The following is a 14834-nucleotide window of genomic DNA, read 5'->3' on the forward strand; positions in this document are numbered from 1 at the left end:
ATGGTATGTTATTTAAGTTCGTTTCCGCAACATTTTTCTGACCATTTAGTCAGTTTTTAATTCAAAATATCCGCGGGGATATTAGAAACCCGTTGATACTGAAAACGAAACGGCAAACCCAGGTGATAAGGTATAGGTTGGTGCTGTTCCTGATGCGAATTGCGTGCCGTACACGCCAGTTGTTGCATGCGCAAATGGAGACATAGAGTATACCCCATTCCGATAGAGTGAGCCCGCAAGGTTTTGAAAATTCAACTGTATCTGAGGAGAGCGCAAATACCATTTATTGGAAAATCTATAGCCGAGCGTAACTGTATCCATAATATATGGATGCAGTTTTTCATCATTCATCAAAGTGGAATACTGAGAACCAATATACTTAAGGTTCAGATTGGCAAAAATATGCCCATTGTCCCAATCAACCCCTAAAGCACCCATTTCATGCGGAGTGCCTACCGGACGCTTGCCCTTTGTATGTAGGTAGTCATTAAGGTATTGGATGTTTGAATCCATTGTTGCATCAAGATATTCAAAACTCATATACGGCCTGAAGTGTCCAAAAATAGGCCGTGTTCCGATTTGAATATCCACACCGCGAGATGTCTGGTTACCTACGTTCATTGTTGTAGACATCGGAGCACTTCCAAAATAGCTCAGAACGCCCATTTGCCTATTGGTGAAATTATAGTTGAAGAAAGAAATTTCTCCCACCAGAAGATCATCATGGTAGCGGTAACCTATTTCTTCATTAATAGCATATTCCGGTTTTACATTACCTGATGGTGCTGTAGACATGCTTCCATCAATATTATACAGCTCAAACATAGTATTGTTATTGGGCATTTTAAAGTTTGTTGCCCCGCGAACATATATTTGATGATGATCATTAAATTTGTAACTGGCACTAAACTGTGGAAGAGGTTCAAAAACATTCTGCCCACGATGCTGCTGAATGTTCGGCACGTAGCTGTCTACCTTACGGTTGACCATAGCCAGCCTTATACCCGCCTGCAATTCGAGCTTATCATGTAGCAATTTCACCCGATCACCCAGATACAACATGTTTACCTGAGTAAACGTATTATGGTCATTCAGATACCATCGGTTTCCATCGGATGTCCGATAAATATGTGGTCCATAATCTCCGTAGATATTCGCAGGCCCACCATCTGCCTGATTGATGTAGGATACGGGAGTAGATTGGTTTGTACGAGACCATTCATACCACCAGCCAAAAGTTAAGGTGTTAATGCCTTTTGTCCATGTCATCTTGGCATTATTGCCCGTGCGATGATAACTAAAATATAGTGGCGTATAGACATTTGTACCGTTTGCAACGTCTACATCAACAGGTTGCGTTCCTGAATACGTTTTACCATCCTCAACGGTGCTTACCCCACCAATAGTGCCAGATCCCCACCAAAGATATGGTGTATCATCAAAACGCAAGCCTTCTGCCAGCTTAACAGATAGGGGTGCTGAAGCTATCAAGTTTTGGAAAGCATCAAGCCCATACTTATAGTAATTTGTTTTGTTATTTAAATGATAATGGGAATCATAATCGTAATTTTTCCCAAATTCACCAAACTGTTCTTTTGTAGGGTTTTCATCAAGCTGTAGAACATTGGTGTTATAACTGGCGTTAATAGTCCAGCGGCTTTCTGGCGTAAATTCCTTGATCATTTTGAAATCTACATGCTTACGCGTGAACTTTCCCGGACCGCGCCAGTTATCGGATTCTGTGTTAGAAAAAGAAGCGAATGCTCTTACACCACTGTTTCCTATATCACCGCTTTCAAGACGGATAAATTCGCGATGCATATTGTAAGAGCCGTAGGAAAAATCTACAAACCCTCCCCTTCTATGAGAAGGATCTATAAGTTCTGCATAGGCACTCCCCGCTGCAGCAGAAATACTGGGCGTATCAATATCGACTGAACCAGGCATCAAAGAAACGGATTTTAGATTATCACCATCAGATGTTTGGTTTGCGTAAAATCCGCCATCTCCCACGTCATTTACAGGAGCTCCATTATAAATCCAACCTACGTGATCACCCGGCAAACCACGTAACATCAGGTTGCCACCCGCAATACCATAGGGTTCTGTCAGGGTAACAAATGCACTGGGAGTTAACGCCAAAACCTGAACAGGATTAGCTGATGGTGGTTGTTTGGCAATAGCATCGCGCGTAACAGACTGAATGGTTCCTGCTCTGGTCTCCAGTCGCATCAAGCCTCCCCCTGGGGCACGACGTGTCACACCTTGGGCAGATAATGCATGCCCACCCACATGGACTTCTTCAGGACCACTTTTGGATTCAACCGCACCAAGTTTTTTAGGTGATGCTATTTTTTTATTCGTATTTTTAGTTTGTGCCCTTACCGTTTTTGCAGGATGTGACATGGACTGGCCAAATGCAGCATTCTCCAGTGCAATTGAACTACAGATGGTTCCAGCCAAGAGAAAATGAACAACTGAAAAACGAGGATGAGGCATGTTTTTTCTCAGCTCTGATAAAGAGGATAAATCGCGGGGACACAGAGACGTTATGTTTTAATGTTTCGGATTCGCAACATAAATCTGAATGCTTGGTTAAGTTTTGCCCTTTTGTGTCTTTCATGCATCACACTTATTACGAAACTGAATTATGATTGAAATCCACTCCCTATATAGGGTAGGTTTTTAAAAAGTTATTAGATTTAATAAGGATTATCTTATGATTCTTCCTGGAGATCCTGCACCTACTTTTACCCAAAAATGCTCTACAAACTGGGGGCATTACAGCTTTGATATGGCCGCAGGAAAATACAATATTCTGGTGTTTGTGCCTGCTGTGCAAATGTGTCTTACAAGCAAAATAACCGATACGCTAAAAGATTTACTCAAGTTAAAAAAATCCGTTCCCATAGAAATTTTTATTGTTACAACATCCCCGCAGGATGAAAAATTAAAGAGTGATGATTTTTATTATATTTACGACTTAGACTGTAATGTTCACAATATTTTCGGCATTAATATTGAAGATATTACATGCGTTATAACAGATCCAATGTTAAGAATAAAAGAAGTTCTCCCGCAACATGCTATTGCGTATGACATCATTAAACATTTTCTAAAAAATACAATCCCAAATCAAAACGTCCCTATTCCAGCACTTTTGTTAACAGACATTCTTGAGGAAGAATTTTGCCATGCCCTTATTCATTATTACCATCATAACAACCCTACACCTTCAGGTGTGCTTACAAAAAATGCACATGGATCAACTATAGAAAAAGTAGATACATTTTTTAAACGTCGTTATGATTGTAAAATACAAAATCAAAATTTAATCAAAGGCTTGCAAGCACGTATTATCAGACGCGTTGTTCCTGAAATTCGCAAAGCCTTTCAATGCACTGTCACTGGCATGGATCGTATGATTGTAAGCTGTTATGATGCTGCATATAAAGGGCACTTTTCCCCACATAGAGACAATACAGTGGAAGGTGCCAAACATAGACTTTTTGCTATTTCTATTAATCTGAATGATACTTTTGAAGGTGGAGAACTGACTTTCCCTGAATTTTCCAGTCAAAGGTTTTGTCCGCCTGCTGGGGGAGCACTTATTTTTTCAAGCGCGCTTTTACATGCTGTTCAGCCCGTTACAAAAGGTAAACGCTATGCCTGTTTACCCTTTGCTTTTAACGAAGAATCTCTAAATACTGCACGCCTACAATCTGGTTAAAGCGGTTTACGCACATTTCTGCGTTTTGGCTGGCGTGCAATATATTGCCCTGCCCCACGCACTGCGCGTAAATCCCCTTCATCCCAGACAAGATGGCCTTTGCTTATTGTTTTCTTTGCAACACCTGTTACCGTCATTCCTTCGTAAATATTATAATCAACATTCTGATGATGTGTTTGTGCAGAAATTGTACGTTCTGCGTCGGCATCCCACAGCACGATATCCGCATCTGCCCCTATCGCTAAGCTTCCTTTTTGTGGATACATATTAAAAATTTGCGCTGTATTTGTAGATGTTAAAGCCACAAACTGTTCTGGCGTCAGTTTTCCTGTTTTAACACCATAGTGCCATAAAACACTCATCCGATCCTCAATTCCAGGCGTGCCATTGGGTATCCGGGTAAAATCTGTTTTGCCCATTTCTTTTTGTGGCGCACAAAAACAACAATGATCTGTAGCCGTTGTTTGTAGCTGCCCAGACATCATACCACCCCACAACGCTGCCTGATGATGTTTGGGCCTAAAAGGTGGGCTCATGACATACTGTGCTGCTTTCAACCAATCAGACCCCTCATAAACACTTTCATCAAATACTAAATGCTGGGGCAGTACTTCACCGTATACCTCTTGCCCTCGCAATCGTGCTTCTGAAATGGCTTGCACGCCTTCCTGCGTTGAAACATGCACTATATAAATAGGTACTCCAAGCAAGCCCGCCAAAGTAATGGCGCGATGTGCAGCCTCCCCTTCTACCGCAGCTGGGCGTGATACTGGATGCGCTTCCGGCCCTGTGCGCCCTTCAGACAAGAGATCTTGCTGCAGGTAAGCAACTGCATCTCCATTTTCAGCATGGACAGTGCAAATGGCACCTAATTCTGCGGCACGGCGCATTGAATGTAGAAAGGCCTCATCTTCCACCATCAATGCATTTTTATACGCCATGAAATGTTTGAATGAATTAACCCCACATTCTTCTACAAGGGTTTTCATATCGTGGTAAATTTGATCATTCCAATGCGTAATCGCAACATGGAATCCATAATCAGCCGCAGATTTCTGGGCTTTTTGCCGCCATGCTTGCCAAGCATCCACCAAAGATGTTCTGGAATCAGGAATAACAAAATCAATAATACTGGTTGTTCCACCAGCTAAACCCGCAGCTGTTCCGGTATAAAAATCATCACTTGCAATTGTACCCATAAAAGGCATTTCCATATGGGTATGCGGGTCAATTCCCCCTGGCATAACCAATAGCCCTGCTGCGTCAACAACATCGCACCCTGTAGGTGTTTCTATAGTTGTTGCCACATGAGCTATTTTTCCATCTGCACCACACAGAATATCTGCCCGCTTACTGCCTTCCGCCGTAACAAGCGTTCCGCCTTTAACATGGAGCATGACGTGGCTGCCTTTCTATTTTCTAACCGTTAAAAACAAAATACATTTCATATCGAAATCGTATTGTTATTCTGACTAATTGGTCAATAATATAATTTTGGATTCGAATCGTAATGTAGGGAAACATTATGGGTGGAACGCATCATGCATCACATGATAATCGCCTAACAAACGAGGATTTAGCGCCCTCTGTGACACGCACATGGCAATGGAAAGATTATCTGTTTTTATGGATGTCAGACATTCATAGTGTTGCCGGATACATCACGCTTGGAAGCTTATTTACTCTAGGCCTCCCGCTATACGATGTTTTTGCAGCTCTGCTTTTTGCCATTCTGCTCGTTCAATTAACGTGCAACCTGATGGCTGTACCCAGTTTTAAAACAGGGGCCCCTTTCCCTGTTGTCGCGCGCATGACCTTTGGCGTGTACGGTGCCATTATTCCAGCACTCATACGCGGAATTATAGCCGTTGGGTGGTATGGCATTCAAACGTGGTTAGCATCAAATGCTTTGGTCATTCTCATTCTCAAAATCTGGCCTGTTGTAGAGCCTTGGGCCAATGCCACACACCATGGTTTTCTTGGATTATCCTACGTGGGATGGTTGGCCTTTCTGATTGTCTGGGCTTTACAAACCCTTGTCTTTTGGAATGGTATGGACGCCATACGCCATTTTATAGATTGGGCTGGCCCCGTTATTTATGGCCTGATGGCTTTACTAGATATTTGGCTGTTTTCTAAAACCGGGTGGCATCTTTCTTTTCAATTTTTTGCACCACATCAATCTATTAGCCTTATTGCGCATACTCTGGGCATTATAAATGCAATGGCCTTAATACTTGCCTTTTTTGCGCCTATTATTTTAAATTTTGGAGATTTTTCACGCTATGGTACGAGTATGCAATCTATAAATCGAGGGAACTTTTGGGGATTACCGTTTAACTTTTTTGCCTTCTCACTTCTTACTCTTGTTACCATAACACTGACACTGCCTGTGTTCGGGCATATGATTTTTGACCCCGTAGAAACGGTCGTCAAAACTACGAGTTTAGGAACAGCTATTGTTGGCGTGATAACTATTGTTATTGCGACCATTGGCATTAATATTTCCGCCAATTTTGTATCTGCTGCCTTTGATTTTTCTAATATGGCACCTCACCTTCTTTCTTGGCGCAAGGGTGGGCTTATTGCTGCCATAGGTGCCATCTTGTTCACACCATGGAATTTATATGCACGTCCAGAACTGATCCATCTGACTCTTGATGTTTTGGGCACATTTATTACGCCTCTTATCGGTATCATTCTGGCAGATTATTATCTTATCAAGAAACAAAACATTGTCACCGAAGCTCTGTATTCATCAGACAAAAGAAATGTTTATTGGTATAAATCTGGATTTAATCCTATTGCCTTGCTCTCACTGTTTATCAGTACAGGATGCGGCGTTCTTTTTATTTTCTTGCCCAGCTTGGAGAGTGTGCGAAATTTTTCATGCCTTTTTGGTTTTGTTATTGGCATGCTTGCACAAACACTACTTAGCTCCCTTATTCCGCGTCAATACAAATTGAGGCAACCAACTGCATGATTGTTTCTGCGCCTGCTTCAAAATCATGCTTTGTCAGACGTTTTTTTCCTAAAACTGCGGCAAATTGTACCTGCATATCTGCATAAGATTGCGTCATCGCCCAAAGCATGAACATAAAATGGAAGGGATCTATCTTTTTGATAAGTCCCTTCTCATACCATGCAGCAAATATAATCGCTAAGTGCTCTACATGTGGTTTCAGTGTTTCCTGTAGAAAAAACTGGATTTGTTCACCACCGGCTAAAAGCTCATGCATAAACAAGCGGGAAGCCTCTGGCCTCTGGCGGGAAAATAACATTTTAGCCTGAATGTAGCTTTGCAAACCTTCTCGCGGGTTCATATCTGCGGAAAGATGCACATTGGCATCTCCCAGCCAATCATCCAAAAACCGTCCTAGCGTAGCTTGGTAAAGTATTTCTTTTGTGTTGAAATAATAAAGAATATTTGCCTTTGGCAACGCGCATGCTTTGGCTATGTCATCTATACGCGTGCCATTTAAACCATGAACGGCAAACACTTTTTCTGCAGCATCCAAGATTTGACTCGTATTCTGCTTACGAGGATTGCCAACAGTTTGCTCGGCATTGCCATTTTTGCGCATAATTACAAAAATCTCTAATTGGAATTCTATACGCGCTTACTAAATTAAACTGAGAGCGAACAGTCCTTATTTAGAGAACTCTGCTACCCCTCTTTCTAGACACTGTTATTTTTGCTCAGACGATTCCCAACCTTATAACGTTGAAGCAACAGAAAGCCCTAAGACCCCGTATTTACGTCCCGTGCAGAACAACGTCACAGAATCTCTGAGACTAATTCATAAAGTTCAATATTTTTAAGGAAAAGCACTATGGCGGAGAGAGAGGGATTCGAACCCTCGGTACGCTATTAACGTACACACGCTTTCCAAGCGTGCGCCTTAAGCCACTCGGCCATCTCTCCGACGCGAGAGAGGTAATAGCAAAATTTTCGAAACAGGCAAGACCTAAAGCAGAAAAAATAATGTTTTTATCTCAACTAACGGCTGGGCTACGCGCATTGTGGATAAAACGGGCAATTGCATCAGGGCTCTTAATACCCGGAGCGCTCTCAACTCCTGATGATACATCCACCGCCGGAGCGCCAGTTATTGCAACAGCTTGGCTCACATTTTCCGGGTTCAAGCCACCAGCCAACATCCACGAATAACCAGGCTGCCACCCGTGCAGCAGATCCCAGTTCAATTGCTGCGCATTGCCGCCTGGGCGTGTTGCATGAACAGGAGGCTTAGGCTCAATTAAAAGGCGCTCCACCGTGCATAGTCGTGGCAAATCGGCCTGTGATGCGACTGGTATGGATGACCAGACAGGCCGCCCAAACTTGGCTTGTATCTGTACGGCACGTTCAGGCGTTGTATAAAGTTGCAAGATATCCAGATCTACCTGATCCAGCACCCGCTCCAAGACAGTATCATCAGGACGCACAAACAGCCCCACCTTCCTGATGCTACCCGTAATCCGAGAAGCCAAAGCCTTTGCTTGCAAAGCACTTATATAACGGGGTGAGCGCTCAAAAAAAACAAAACCGATCCAATCGGCGCCATATTCCACGCAAGCCTCAAGCCCGGCTTCCTCCGTCAGGCCACAGATTTTTACGCCTGTCTGAACGCCGTCCATAACCTACCCCATCTATACAGCAGATTTATGCTGCCAGCTCTGCAGCAATGGCGGCGGCAGCCGCGGCCGGATCTGCTGCCTGTGTTATGGGCCTTCCCACCACAATCCAATCTGCTCCAGCGGCACGCGCTTCTGCTGGTGTCATAACGCGTTTTTGGTCCCCTTTCGCGGCACCTGCGGGCCGAATACCGGGCGTTACCAAAACGGGTTTATCTCCCAGAGCATCTCGAATGGCCTTCAGTTCATGCGCTGAGCAGATTAATCCGTCCATCCCGGATTCCATGGCCAGATGTGCCAAACGCAAAACCTGCGTGCGCGTATCATCTGGCACACCCACTTCTGCCAAAGCCTGATCATCCATGCTGGTCAGCACAGTTACAGCCAGCAGTAATGGCCGCTCCCCCTCCGGAAAAGCTTCATCACATGCCTTCCGCGCAGCTTTCATCATGTCTACGCCGCCAACTGCATGGAGTGTGAGCATACGAGGGCGCAAATGGGAAAGTGCCTTTACTGCTGCCCCAACTGTATTGGGGATATCATGCAGCTTGAGATCCAGAAATAAAGGCCTCTGCCCGGCCACATCTGCTACAGCCTGAAAACCGGCCGCATACGCAAATTCCATACCAAGCTTAATAACGCCCGCAGCACCTTGCACTGCGTGAGCCCATGCCTTGGCCTGTGCCGGATCCTGTGTATCCAGCGCCACAATCAAACCTGTTTGTCTTGCCGTATCAGACATGTGGCTCTACCCCTGAAGAAGGAGAAACAGACGGAGTTGCCACAGCTACAGGCGCAGGGGCCACCGGCTGGCTGGATACAACCTGCACTTGCGCAAGCTGTGCTTCCAATTCCTTTACATGCTGTTCTGCCTTGCGCGCACGCCGACGCTGCTTGAATTCAGCCGTCCACAAACAGAACGCGCCTAGCAGAAAAGCAACAGCAGCGACCAACAGCGCCAACACACCAGCGGAAGATTTCCAGCTATATGTCAGCAGCCACATATCGAGCGGATCCTGATTACTGGCACTGAACACGACAAGCGCCAGCAGGAATGGGACAACAATTATCAGCCTGATCATGATAGCAAGTCGTAGCCGTATCACACATAAAGAACAAGCGACTGAATATCATCAACTGCACGCTTAATGATAAAATATTTCACACATTTTTACAGGATCACCAAGCTGCAATAGATAAAGAACTTTATTGTGTTTCCTCTCGCCGCAACTGCCTGAATCTGCTAGAGCTGATGTGGATTGTATTGTTTTGCTCATTTTTCCTGAATAATGAGCCATTTCTGTTTGCGACATTACTCCTGAGGATCAGACATCCATCATGAATACCGAGACTGCAGATTCACTTGGCGGCGCCTCTCAAACACCTCGTGCACCGTCTATTCAGATGGGAATCCAATACGTTAAATCTGTTGAATTTCAGGTTCTCGGCGCACCTGCAGTTTACACACGCGTAACAGACCGCCCTCATCTTGGTGTTTCTGTAGATGTGCGTGCCCATCAAATGGGCGAAAACCAGCCAAATTTTGAAGTTGAACTTATCTTGCGCTGCCAAGGGCATCTTCCTGCACAACGGGAAGGAGAAGAAATTACGCCCTTGTTTGATGTTAATCTGGTGTATGCAGGTATCTTTACGTTGCAACATGCAACAGCCGAAACTTTTGAAACCCTGCTGCTTATTGAAGCTCCGCGTCTTCTCTACCCTGCTGCACGCAACATGTTGGCCACTCTATGCCGTGAAGCAGGCTTTCTGCCTGTTATCATGCAGCAGATTGATTTTGCCGCATTATGGCGCAATCGCCGCGCTGTAGGCTGAAAGCAACATTCCGGCCTGTTGATTTTTATACCTGCAAAAGAAAGATAACAAACTATGGCTGCTAAAGCATCCAAAGCTTTATGGTACTCTTTTGATGCAAATTGGTACCGCGCAGAATACGGCGCAATTATGGATGCTTTGCTGTCTTTTTCTGATCAGGAACTTGAACACTGGTATAAAACCGAAGGTGCTCCCTCCGGCCATTCGCCAAACAGATATTTCAACGAGGAATGGTACCGGGTTAATTGTTCCCAAGCGGCAGAAGCCATTACAAGCGGCACCTATACTTCTGGCTTTGAGCATTACTGCAACGAGGGCTACAAAAGCTTTTCCCCACATTACCTCTTTTCAGAACGTTATTATCGCCAGCGCTATCCTGATATCTCGGAACAAAACCTGCAATCAGGCGGTTTTGTAAATGGGTATGATCATTTCCTACGATCTGGCGATCAAGAAAAGCGTTCCGGCCATCTATTTTTTGATCCAAACATCTACCTGCAAAATAGACCAGCTGATCCAAACCTGCAGGGGCTGGCCCCGTTTATGAACCTACTTCATTCAGCACATAGTCTTCCCAATTCCATTTCACTGTCTGATCACTTTAATCCTACATGGTATCGCACCCTTTGCCCGGATGCCGTTATGGCCGTAGAATATGGTTTTGCACCTAACGTGCTGTATCAGTTTCTTAGCGCCTTTACGCCAGACCATTTCTGAGCGTTTCTGCCTGCATACTCATATTTTCCTGCACTGAAGGAAGAAGCCTATGCTTGCTTTAACACAAGGTGACCCAGCAGGTATTGCGCCTGAAATTACTGTAAAAGCATGGCGCATATTACGCGAAAGTGGGCTTCCTTTTGTTTTTATAGGAGACCCCACCCTTCTGGAACAACACGCCCCAGTGCAAGCGGTGCGTTATCTGGAACAGGGAACGGATGTTTTCTCCCACGCCATTCCTGTAATCCCTCTCCGTCTGGAAACACCTGCTGCCCCCGGAGAACCAGACCGCCAAAACGCACCCAGTGTTATTGAAAGCATCCGCCTGGCGGTAGAACTGGCCCAGAATGGTGAAGCCTCCGCCATTATTACTAACCCTATCAGCAAGGAAGTTATTCAAAGCGCAGGGTTTAAACATCCGGGGCATACCAGCTATCTGGCAGAACTATGCCATGTGCCCGGACATGAAGTGATGATGCTGGCCAGCCCATCTCTGAGGGTTGTGCCTGTTACTGTGCATGTATCCCTCCGGCATGCGCTGGAACAATTAAATACAGAGCTGATTGTTAAAACAGCCCGCACAGTCGCGGCTGGGCTCAAGCGCGATTTTGGGCTGAAAGCACCACGCATTGCTGTAGCCGGATTAAACCCCCATGCAGGGGAAAACGGTTTAATGGGGCATGAAGAGCAGCAGATTATCACCCCTGCCATTAAAGCGTTACAGCAGGAAGGGCTCAACATTACAGGCCCCATGCCGCCAGATACCATGTTCACACCCGCAGCCCGCAGCCGTTACGATGTGGCCTTATGCATGTATCATGACCAAGGGCTGATCCCGCTCAAAACGCTGGATATGGCAGAAGGCGTGAATGTAACGCTGGGTTTGCCCATTATTCGTACATCGCCCGACCATGGCACAGCCTTTGACATTGCGGGGCAGAACAAGGCAGACCCAAGCAGCCTTGTTGCGGCCATTCGGTTGGCAGCACAGCTTGCGCAGAACAGAAGGAACGCAGCATGACTTCAGCTATCCGGCTTGGCGTCAACATTGATCATGTCGCTACCATTCGCAATGCACGTGGTGGCACATATCCAGATCCCGTTGCCGCGGCCTTGTTGGCTATTCAGGCTGGTGCAGATGGCATTACTGCCCATCTACGTGAAGATAGACGCCATATCCGTGATAAAGATCTGGAACGCCTGCGCGCAGAAATTGCGGCACCTCTTAATATGGAAATGGCCGCAACTGATGAAATGGTTGGCATAGCCCTTGGCTTACACCCCCATGCCTGCTGCCTTGTGCCCGAACGGCGTGCGGAACTCACCACAGAAGGCGGCCTGAACGTAGCAGGACAGCTAGAAACACTTACGCCAAAAGTGCAACAACTCGCCCAAGCAGGTATTCGTGTTTCGCTGTTTATAGACCCCTCACCCGTACAGATAGAAGCTGCCGCCAAAATAGGCGCACAAGTAGTAGAGCTCCACACTGGCGCTTACGCAGAAGGGAAAGCTGGAGAACTGGAACACCTGCGTGCCGCAGCCACACAAGCCGCCGCACTTGGGCTGGAGGTACATGCAGGACATGGTCTGACATTTGAAAACGTTAGCCCCATAGCAGGCTTGCCAGAGCTGCGAGAACTCAACATTGGGCACTTTCTGATTGGACAGGCCATTTTTGATGGTCTGGCAGCCGTTGTGCAAAACATGAAACGTCATATTGCAGAAGGTGCGGCTCTTTAAAATGGAAGAACCACAGGAATACAAAACACCCAAAGCCTTACTTGTAGCCGTTATTGGCATGGGTGTGCTGATTGTGGTGGGCGTTGTTGTATTGGCAGGCGTACTCATTCATCGCATGAGCAGCAAGCCTACTCCCCCTCCACTTCCACCTGTTGCGTTATCTGATGCCGCACCATCCCCCAGCCTCCCCACAGCACATGCGACGTTACCTGCAGGTGAACACCTGTTAAGCGTAACGCGTGTGCGGGATAATCTGTTGGCCCTGCATGTTACAGAACAGGGGCAGGATCGTATTGTGCTATGGGATGTACCCACCGGACAGTTACGGACCGGTCTGGATATCAACACGGCACAGTAACACTATGCCTTCTTCCCCTCTCCTCACCGCCATTGGGCTTATGAGTGGTACATCGCTTGATGGCGTAGATGCAGCGCTCATACAAACTGATGGCACACGTATATCCAGGCATGGTCCTTCCTTAACCGTGCCTTATACCCCAGAGTTACGCGCACGCCTACGCCACATACTGGATGCGGCACCCCAGCTTGCACCTTCTGACCCTATATTACTGTCTGCAGAACATGATCTGACAGAAGTGCATGCCATAGCTGTACAGCAACTGCGCCAAATGGCTCCTGATATGCCTGCCGATCTTATCGGCTTTCATGGTCAGACCATTTTGCATCAGCCTGGACGCACATGGCAGATAGGCAATGCCATTGCTCTTTCTGCTGCTACAGATTTACCAGTTATCCATGACTTTCGCACCGCAGACGTTCAGGCTGGTGGAGAAGGTGCGCCTTTAGCTCCTTTATATCATGCCGCTCTGCTACATGATCAGCCACGGCCCGTTGCAATTCTGAATATTGGGGGAGTTGCCAATCTCACTTTGCTGACTTCGAAAGGTGAGATTCTGGCCTGCGATACAGGGCCCGGGAATGCCCTGCTGGATGACTGGACTTTCCGCCATACCGGTATTCCCTACGATAAAGATGGACAGCTGGCACACAGTGGTAAGGTTGCAGAACCTCTTCTGAAGCAGTTGTTGGCACATCCATTTTTTAGCAAACCAGCCCCGAAATCTCTCGATAGGCTGAGCTTCCATACTGCCTTGCAGGATATTGCTGCACTCTCTCCGGCAGATGGGGCTGCTACATTGGTCGCCTTTACGGCAGAAACCATTGCCCGCACCCCGTTACCAGAACAACCAAAGGCATGGTTTGTGTGTGGTGGTGGCCGGCACAACCCCGCTATCATGGAAGCGCTTGCACAACGCCTTTCTGGCCAAGTATTTCCGGTAGAAACTCTAGGATGGAACGGGGATGCGCTGGAAGCCGAATGCTTTGGTTTTCTAGCAGTCAGAAGCCTTTACGGATTACCTTTATCTCTGCCATCCACCACCGGTGTACCTACTCCTCAACGGGGTGGCCGGTTAAGTTGCGGCGGCATTACGCCATGGAAGGCAAAAGCTGTTTTAAACACGAAAATGCAGTATAATATTGTCTAATACATTCCATTGAACAGGAAAGACTTAAAACCATGAAACGCTTTCTGGCATTCAGCCTGTTGCTTGCTGCCCTTGGCGCGCCGGGACTGGCCTGTTCTGCGAGTGCACAAACCGTTATCGATGGTAGCGATAAAAAGGCCTCTCCTTTTGTCAAAAACACCCTCAAAACACTAACAAAACGATTCCCAGACACGCATCCATTTTTCCGCGCAATTACCACGCATCCTAATGCAGAAAAAAAGCAGGTTGTGTGTGGTGAAATCAGCCTGAGTTCCAGCAAAACACCGGAACCAGATAGCTTTATGCTTTTTGGCGCAGCGGAGGGTGAAAACCCACCTATCGTTTATGAACCACGTGAAATCCCAGCCACTATTGATTCACGTGAAGTGAATATGTGGATCAATCACGGAGCGGATCTGGCTGATCTGGAAGAAATGGGCTGCGTGCCAGAGGGCAGCTATCGGCAGTATGGCGATAAACTAAACCAAGTTTTACAGAACAAAAAGCATAGTGCCACACGTTAAAATCCACTGGTCTTTTTTACTCCATTACAGGCAATTCAGCTGTTTGTAGTGGAAAAGCCACAGCTTGGTTTCTCAAACCAGAAAAACATACAGAATAATTGACAGGCGGTAACTTTCATCGCCATTCTTATCCCGGTCACGAACAAA

General features: G+C 46.3%; 17 protein-coding genes and 1 tRNA gene. 10 read left to right on the forward strand and 8 right to left on the reverse strand.

What is annotated here, in order from left to right; translation table 11 throughout:
• Window positions 1-81: 81 nt before the first annotated feature.
• Entirely contained in the window at window positions 82-2499 is a 2418-nt protein-coding gene (locus EOV40_RS10370) for a TonB-dependent receptor (RefSeq protein ID WP_208729174.1), read from the reverse strand.
• A 220-nt stretch (window positions 2500-2719) separates the two neighbouring features.
• Between EOV40_RS10370 and EOV40_RS10375 the strand changes: the two genes are divergently transcribed.
• Window positions 2720-3730: a 2OG-Fe(II) oxygenase gene (locus tag EOV40_RS10375; RefSeq protein ID WP_128105903.1), complete on the forward strand. Its 1011-nt coding sequence runs from the start codon at window positions 2720-2722 to the stop codon at window positions 3728-3730.
• Here the strand turns inward: EOV40_RS10375 and hydA are convergent.
• Window positions 3727-5070 carry a dihydropyrimidinase gene (gene hydA / locus EOV40_RS10380; protein ID WP_244297032.1) on the reverse strand — a complete coding sequence of 448 codons (1344 nt, stop codon included), beginning with the start codon at window positions 5068-5070 and terminating at the stop codon, window positions 3727-3729. The genes EOV40_RS10375 and hydA overlap by 4 nt on opposite strands.
• Here hydA and EOV40_RS15475 point away from each other — a divergent pair.
• Both EOV40_RS15475 and EOV40_RS10385 read left to right on the forward strand, forming a co-directional pair.
• Window positions 5038-5160 (forward strand): hypothetical protein, encoded by a 123-nt coding sequence (locus EOV40_RS15475; protein WP_280114349.1) that lies wholly within the window; start codon window positions 5038-5040, stop codon window positions 5158-5160. The two genes, hydA and EOV40_RS15475, sit on opposite strands and share 33 nt — an antisense overlap.
• A gap of 95 nt (window positions 5161-5255) precedes the next feature.
• On the forward strand, window positions 5256-6713 hold the full coding sequence (locus EOV40_RS10385) for an NCS1 family nucleobase:cation symporter-1 (RefSeq protein ID WP_128105905.1): 1458 nt from the start codon (window positions 5256-5258) through the stop codon (window positions 6711-6713).
• On the opposite strand, the gene EOV40_RS10390 is transcribed toward EOV40_RS10385, so the two are convergent.
• From EOV40_RS10390 to EOV40_RS15010, 6 genes are all read right to left on the reverse strand, one after another.
• Entirely contained in the window at window positions 6673-7317 is a 645-nt protein-coding gene (locus EOV40_RS10390) for a TetR/AcrR family transcriptional regulator (RefSeq protein WP_128105906.1), read from the reverse strand. The two genes, EOV40_RS10385 and EOV40_RS10390, sit on opposite strands and share 41 nt — an antisense overlap.
• Window positions 7318-7564: 247 nt before the next feature.
• A tRNA-Ser gene (locus EOV40_RS10395) sits at window positions 7565-7655 on the reverse strand.
• Between the two features lie 71 nt (window positions 7656-7726).
• A complete protein-coding gene (locus tag EOV40_RS10400; protein WP_128105907.1) occupies window positions 7727-8368 on the reverse strand; it encodes a phosphoribosylanthranilate isomerase in 642 nt (213 codons plus the stop codon).
• 25 nt (window positions 8369-8393) lie between these two features.
• Window positions 8394-9107, reverse strand: coding sequence for an orotidine-5'-phosphate decarboxylase (gene pyrF / locus EOV40_RS10405; protein WP_128105908.1), 714 nt, complete (start codon window positions 9105-9107; stop codon window positions 8394-8396).
• Complete coding sequence (locus tag EOV40_RS10410; RefSeq protein ID WP_128105909.1) at window positions 9100-9447, reverse strand: lipopolysaccharide assembly protein LapA domain-containing protein; 348 nt, start codon at window positions 9445-9447, stop codon at window positions 9100-9102. The genes pyrF and EOV40_RS10410 overlap by 8 nt, the downstream gene beginning before the upstream one ends.
• A 63-nt stretch (window positions 9448-9510) precedes the next feature.
• Window positions 9511-9678: a hypothetical protein gene (locus tag EOV40_RS15010; protein ID WP_155467907.1), complete on the reverse strand. Its 168-nt coding sequence runs from the start codon at window positions 9676-9678 to the stop codon at window positions 9511-9513.
• 25 nt (window positions 9679-9703) lie between these two features.
• On the opposite strand from EOV40_RS15010, the gene EOV40_RS10415 reads away from it, so the two are divergent.
• The 7 genes from EOV40_RS10415 to EOV40_RS10445 are packed head-to-tail and all read left to right on the forward strand — an operon-like array spanning window position 9704 to window position 14687.
• Window positions 9704-10198, forward strand: a complete 495-nt coding sequence (locus EOV40_RS10415; protein ID WP_128105910.1) for a protein-export chaperone SecB — start codon at window positions 9704-9706, stop codon at window positions 10196-10198.
• A 54-nt stretch (window positions 10199-10252) separates the two neighbouring features.
• A complete protein-coding gene (locus EOV40_RS10420) occupies window positions 10253-10915 on the forward strand; it encodes a glycosyl transferase (RefSeq protein ID WP_128105911.1) in 663 nt (220 codons plus the stop codon).
• A 49-nt stretch (window positions 10916-10964) separates the two neighbouring features.
• Window positions 10965-11936, forward strand: coding sequence for a 4-hydroxythreonine-4-phosphate dehydrogenase PdxA (gene pdxA, locus EOV40_RS10425; RefSeq protein ID WP_128105912.1), 972 nt, complete (start codon window positions 10965-10967; stop codon window positions 11934-11936).
• Complete coding sequence (locus tag EOV40_RS10430) at window positions 11933-12655, forward strand: pyridoxine 5'-phosphate synthase (protein ID WP_128105913.1); 723 nt, start codon at window positions 11933-11935, stop codon at window positions 12653-12655. Before pdxA ends, EOV40_RS10430 begins: the two co-directional genes overlap by 4 nt.
• A 1-nt stretch (window position 12656) precedes the next feature.
• Window positions 12657-13013, forward strand: a complete 357-nt coding sequence (locus EOV40_RS10435; RefSeq protein ID WP_128105914.1) for a DUF6476 family protein — start codon at window positions 12657-12659, stop codon at window positions 13011-13013.
• 4 nt (window positions 13014-13017) lie between these two features.
• Window positions 13018-14163 carry an anhydro-N-acetylmuramic acid kinase gene (locus EOV40_RS10440; RefSeq protein ID WP_128105915.1) on the forward strand — a complete coding sequence of 382 codons (1146 nt, stop codon included), beginning with the start codon at window positions 13018-13020 and terminating at the stop codon, window positions 14161-14163.
• A 32-nt stretch (window positions 14164-14195) separates the two neighbouring features.
• Window positions 14196-14687 (forward strand): hypothetical protein, encoded by a 492-nt coding sequence (locus EOV40_RS10445; RefSeq protein WP_050818482.1) that lies wholly within the window; start codon window positions 14196-14198, stop codon window positions 14685-14687.
• Window positions 14688-14834 lie beyond the last annotated feature (147 nt).

Origin of the sequence: Acetobacter oryzoeni, assembly GCF_004014775.2 — a bacterium.
GTDB classification, from domain to species: Bacteria; Pseudomonadota; Alphaproteobacteria; order Acetobacterales; family Acetobacteraceae; genus Acetobacter; species Acetobacter oryzoeni.

Bases quoted from the DNA above. Each gene is read 5' to 3' on its own strand.
- EOV40_RS10440 (WP_128105915.1), top strand. From the start codon at position 13,018: ATGCCTTCTTCCCCTCTCCTCACCGCCATTGGGCTTATGAGTGGTACA.
- EOV40_RS10415 (WP_128105910.1), top strand. From the start codon at position 9,704: ATGAATACCGAGACTGCAGATTCACTTGGCGGCGCCTCTCAAACACCT.
- pdxA (WP_128105912.1), top strand. From the start codon at position 10,965: ATGCTTGCTTTAACACAAGGTGACCCAGCAGGTATTGCGCCTGAAATT.
- EOV40_RS10435 (WP_128105914.1), top strand. From the start codon at position 12,657: ATGGAAGAACCACAGGAATACAAAACACCCAAAGCCTTACTTGTAGCC.
- EOV40_RS10370 (WP_208729174.1), bottom strand. From the start codon at position 2,499: ATGCCTCATCCTCGTTTTTCAGTTGTTCATTTTCTCTTGGCTGGAACC.
- EOV40_RS10420 (WP_128105911.1), top strand. From the start codon at position 10,253: ATGGCTGCTAAAGCATCCAAAGCTTTATGGTACTCTTTTGATGCAAAT.
- EOV40_RS10430 (WP_128105913.1), top strand. From the start codon at position 11,933: ATGACTTCAGCTATCCGGCTTGGCGTCAACATTGATCATGTCGCTACC.
- EOV40_RS15475 (WP_280114349.1), top strand. From the start codon at position 5,038: ATGAGCTATTTTTCCATCTGCACCACACAGAATATCTGCCCGCTTACT.
- EOV40_RS10375 (WP_128105903.1), top strand. From the start codon at position 2,720: ATGATTCTTCCTGGAGATCCTGCACCTACTTTTACCCAAAAATGCTCT.
- EOV40_RS15010 (WP_155467907.1), bottom strand. From the start codon at position 9,678: ATGTCGCAAACAGAAATGGCTCATTATTCAGGAAAAATGAGCAAAACA.
- EOV40_RS10445 (WP_050818482.1), top strand. From the start codon at position 14,196: ATGAAACGCTTTCTGGCATTCAGCCTGTTGCTTGCTGCCCTTGGCGCG.
- EOV40_RS10385 (WP_128105905.1), top strand. From the start codon at position 5,256: ATGGGTGGAACGCATCATGCATCACATGATAATCGCCTAACAAACGAG.
- EOV40_RS10400 (WP_128105907.1), bottom strand. From the start codon at position 8,368: ATGGACGGCGTTCAGACAGGCGTAAAAATCTGTGGCCTGACGGAGGAA.
- EOV40_RS10410 (WP_128105909.1), bottom strand. From the start codon at position 9,447: ATGATCAGGCTGATAATTGTTGTCCCATTCCTGCTGGCGCTTGTCGTG.
- pyrF (WP_128105908.1), bottom strand. From the start codon at position 9,107: ATGTCTGATACGGCAAGACAAACAGGTTTGATTGTGGCGCTGGATACA.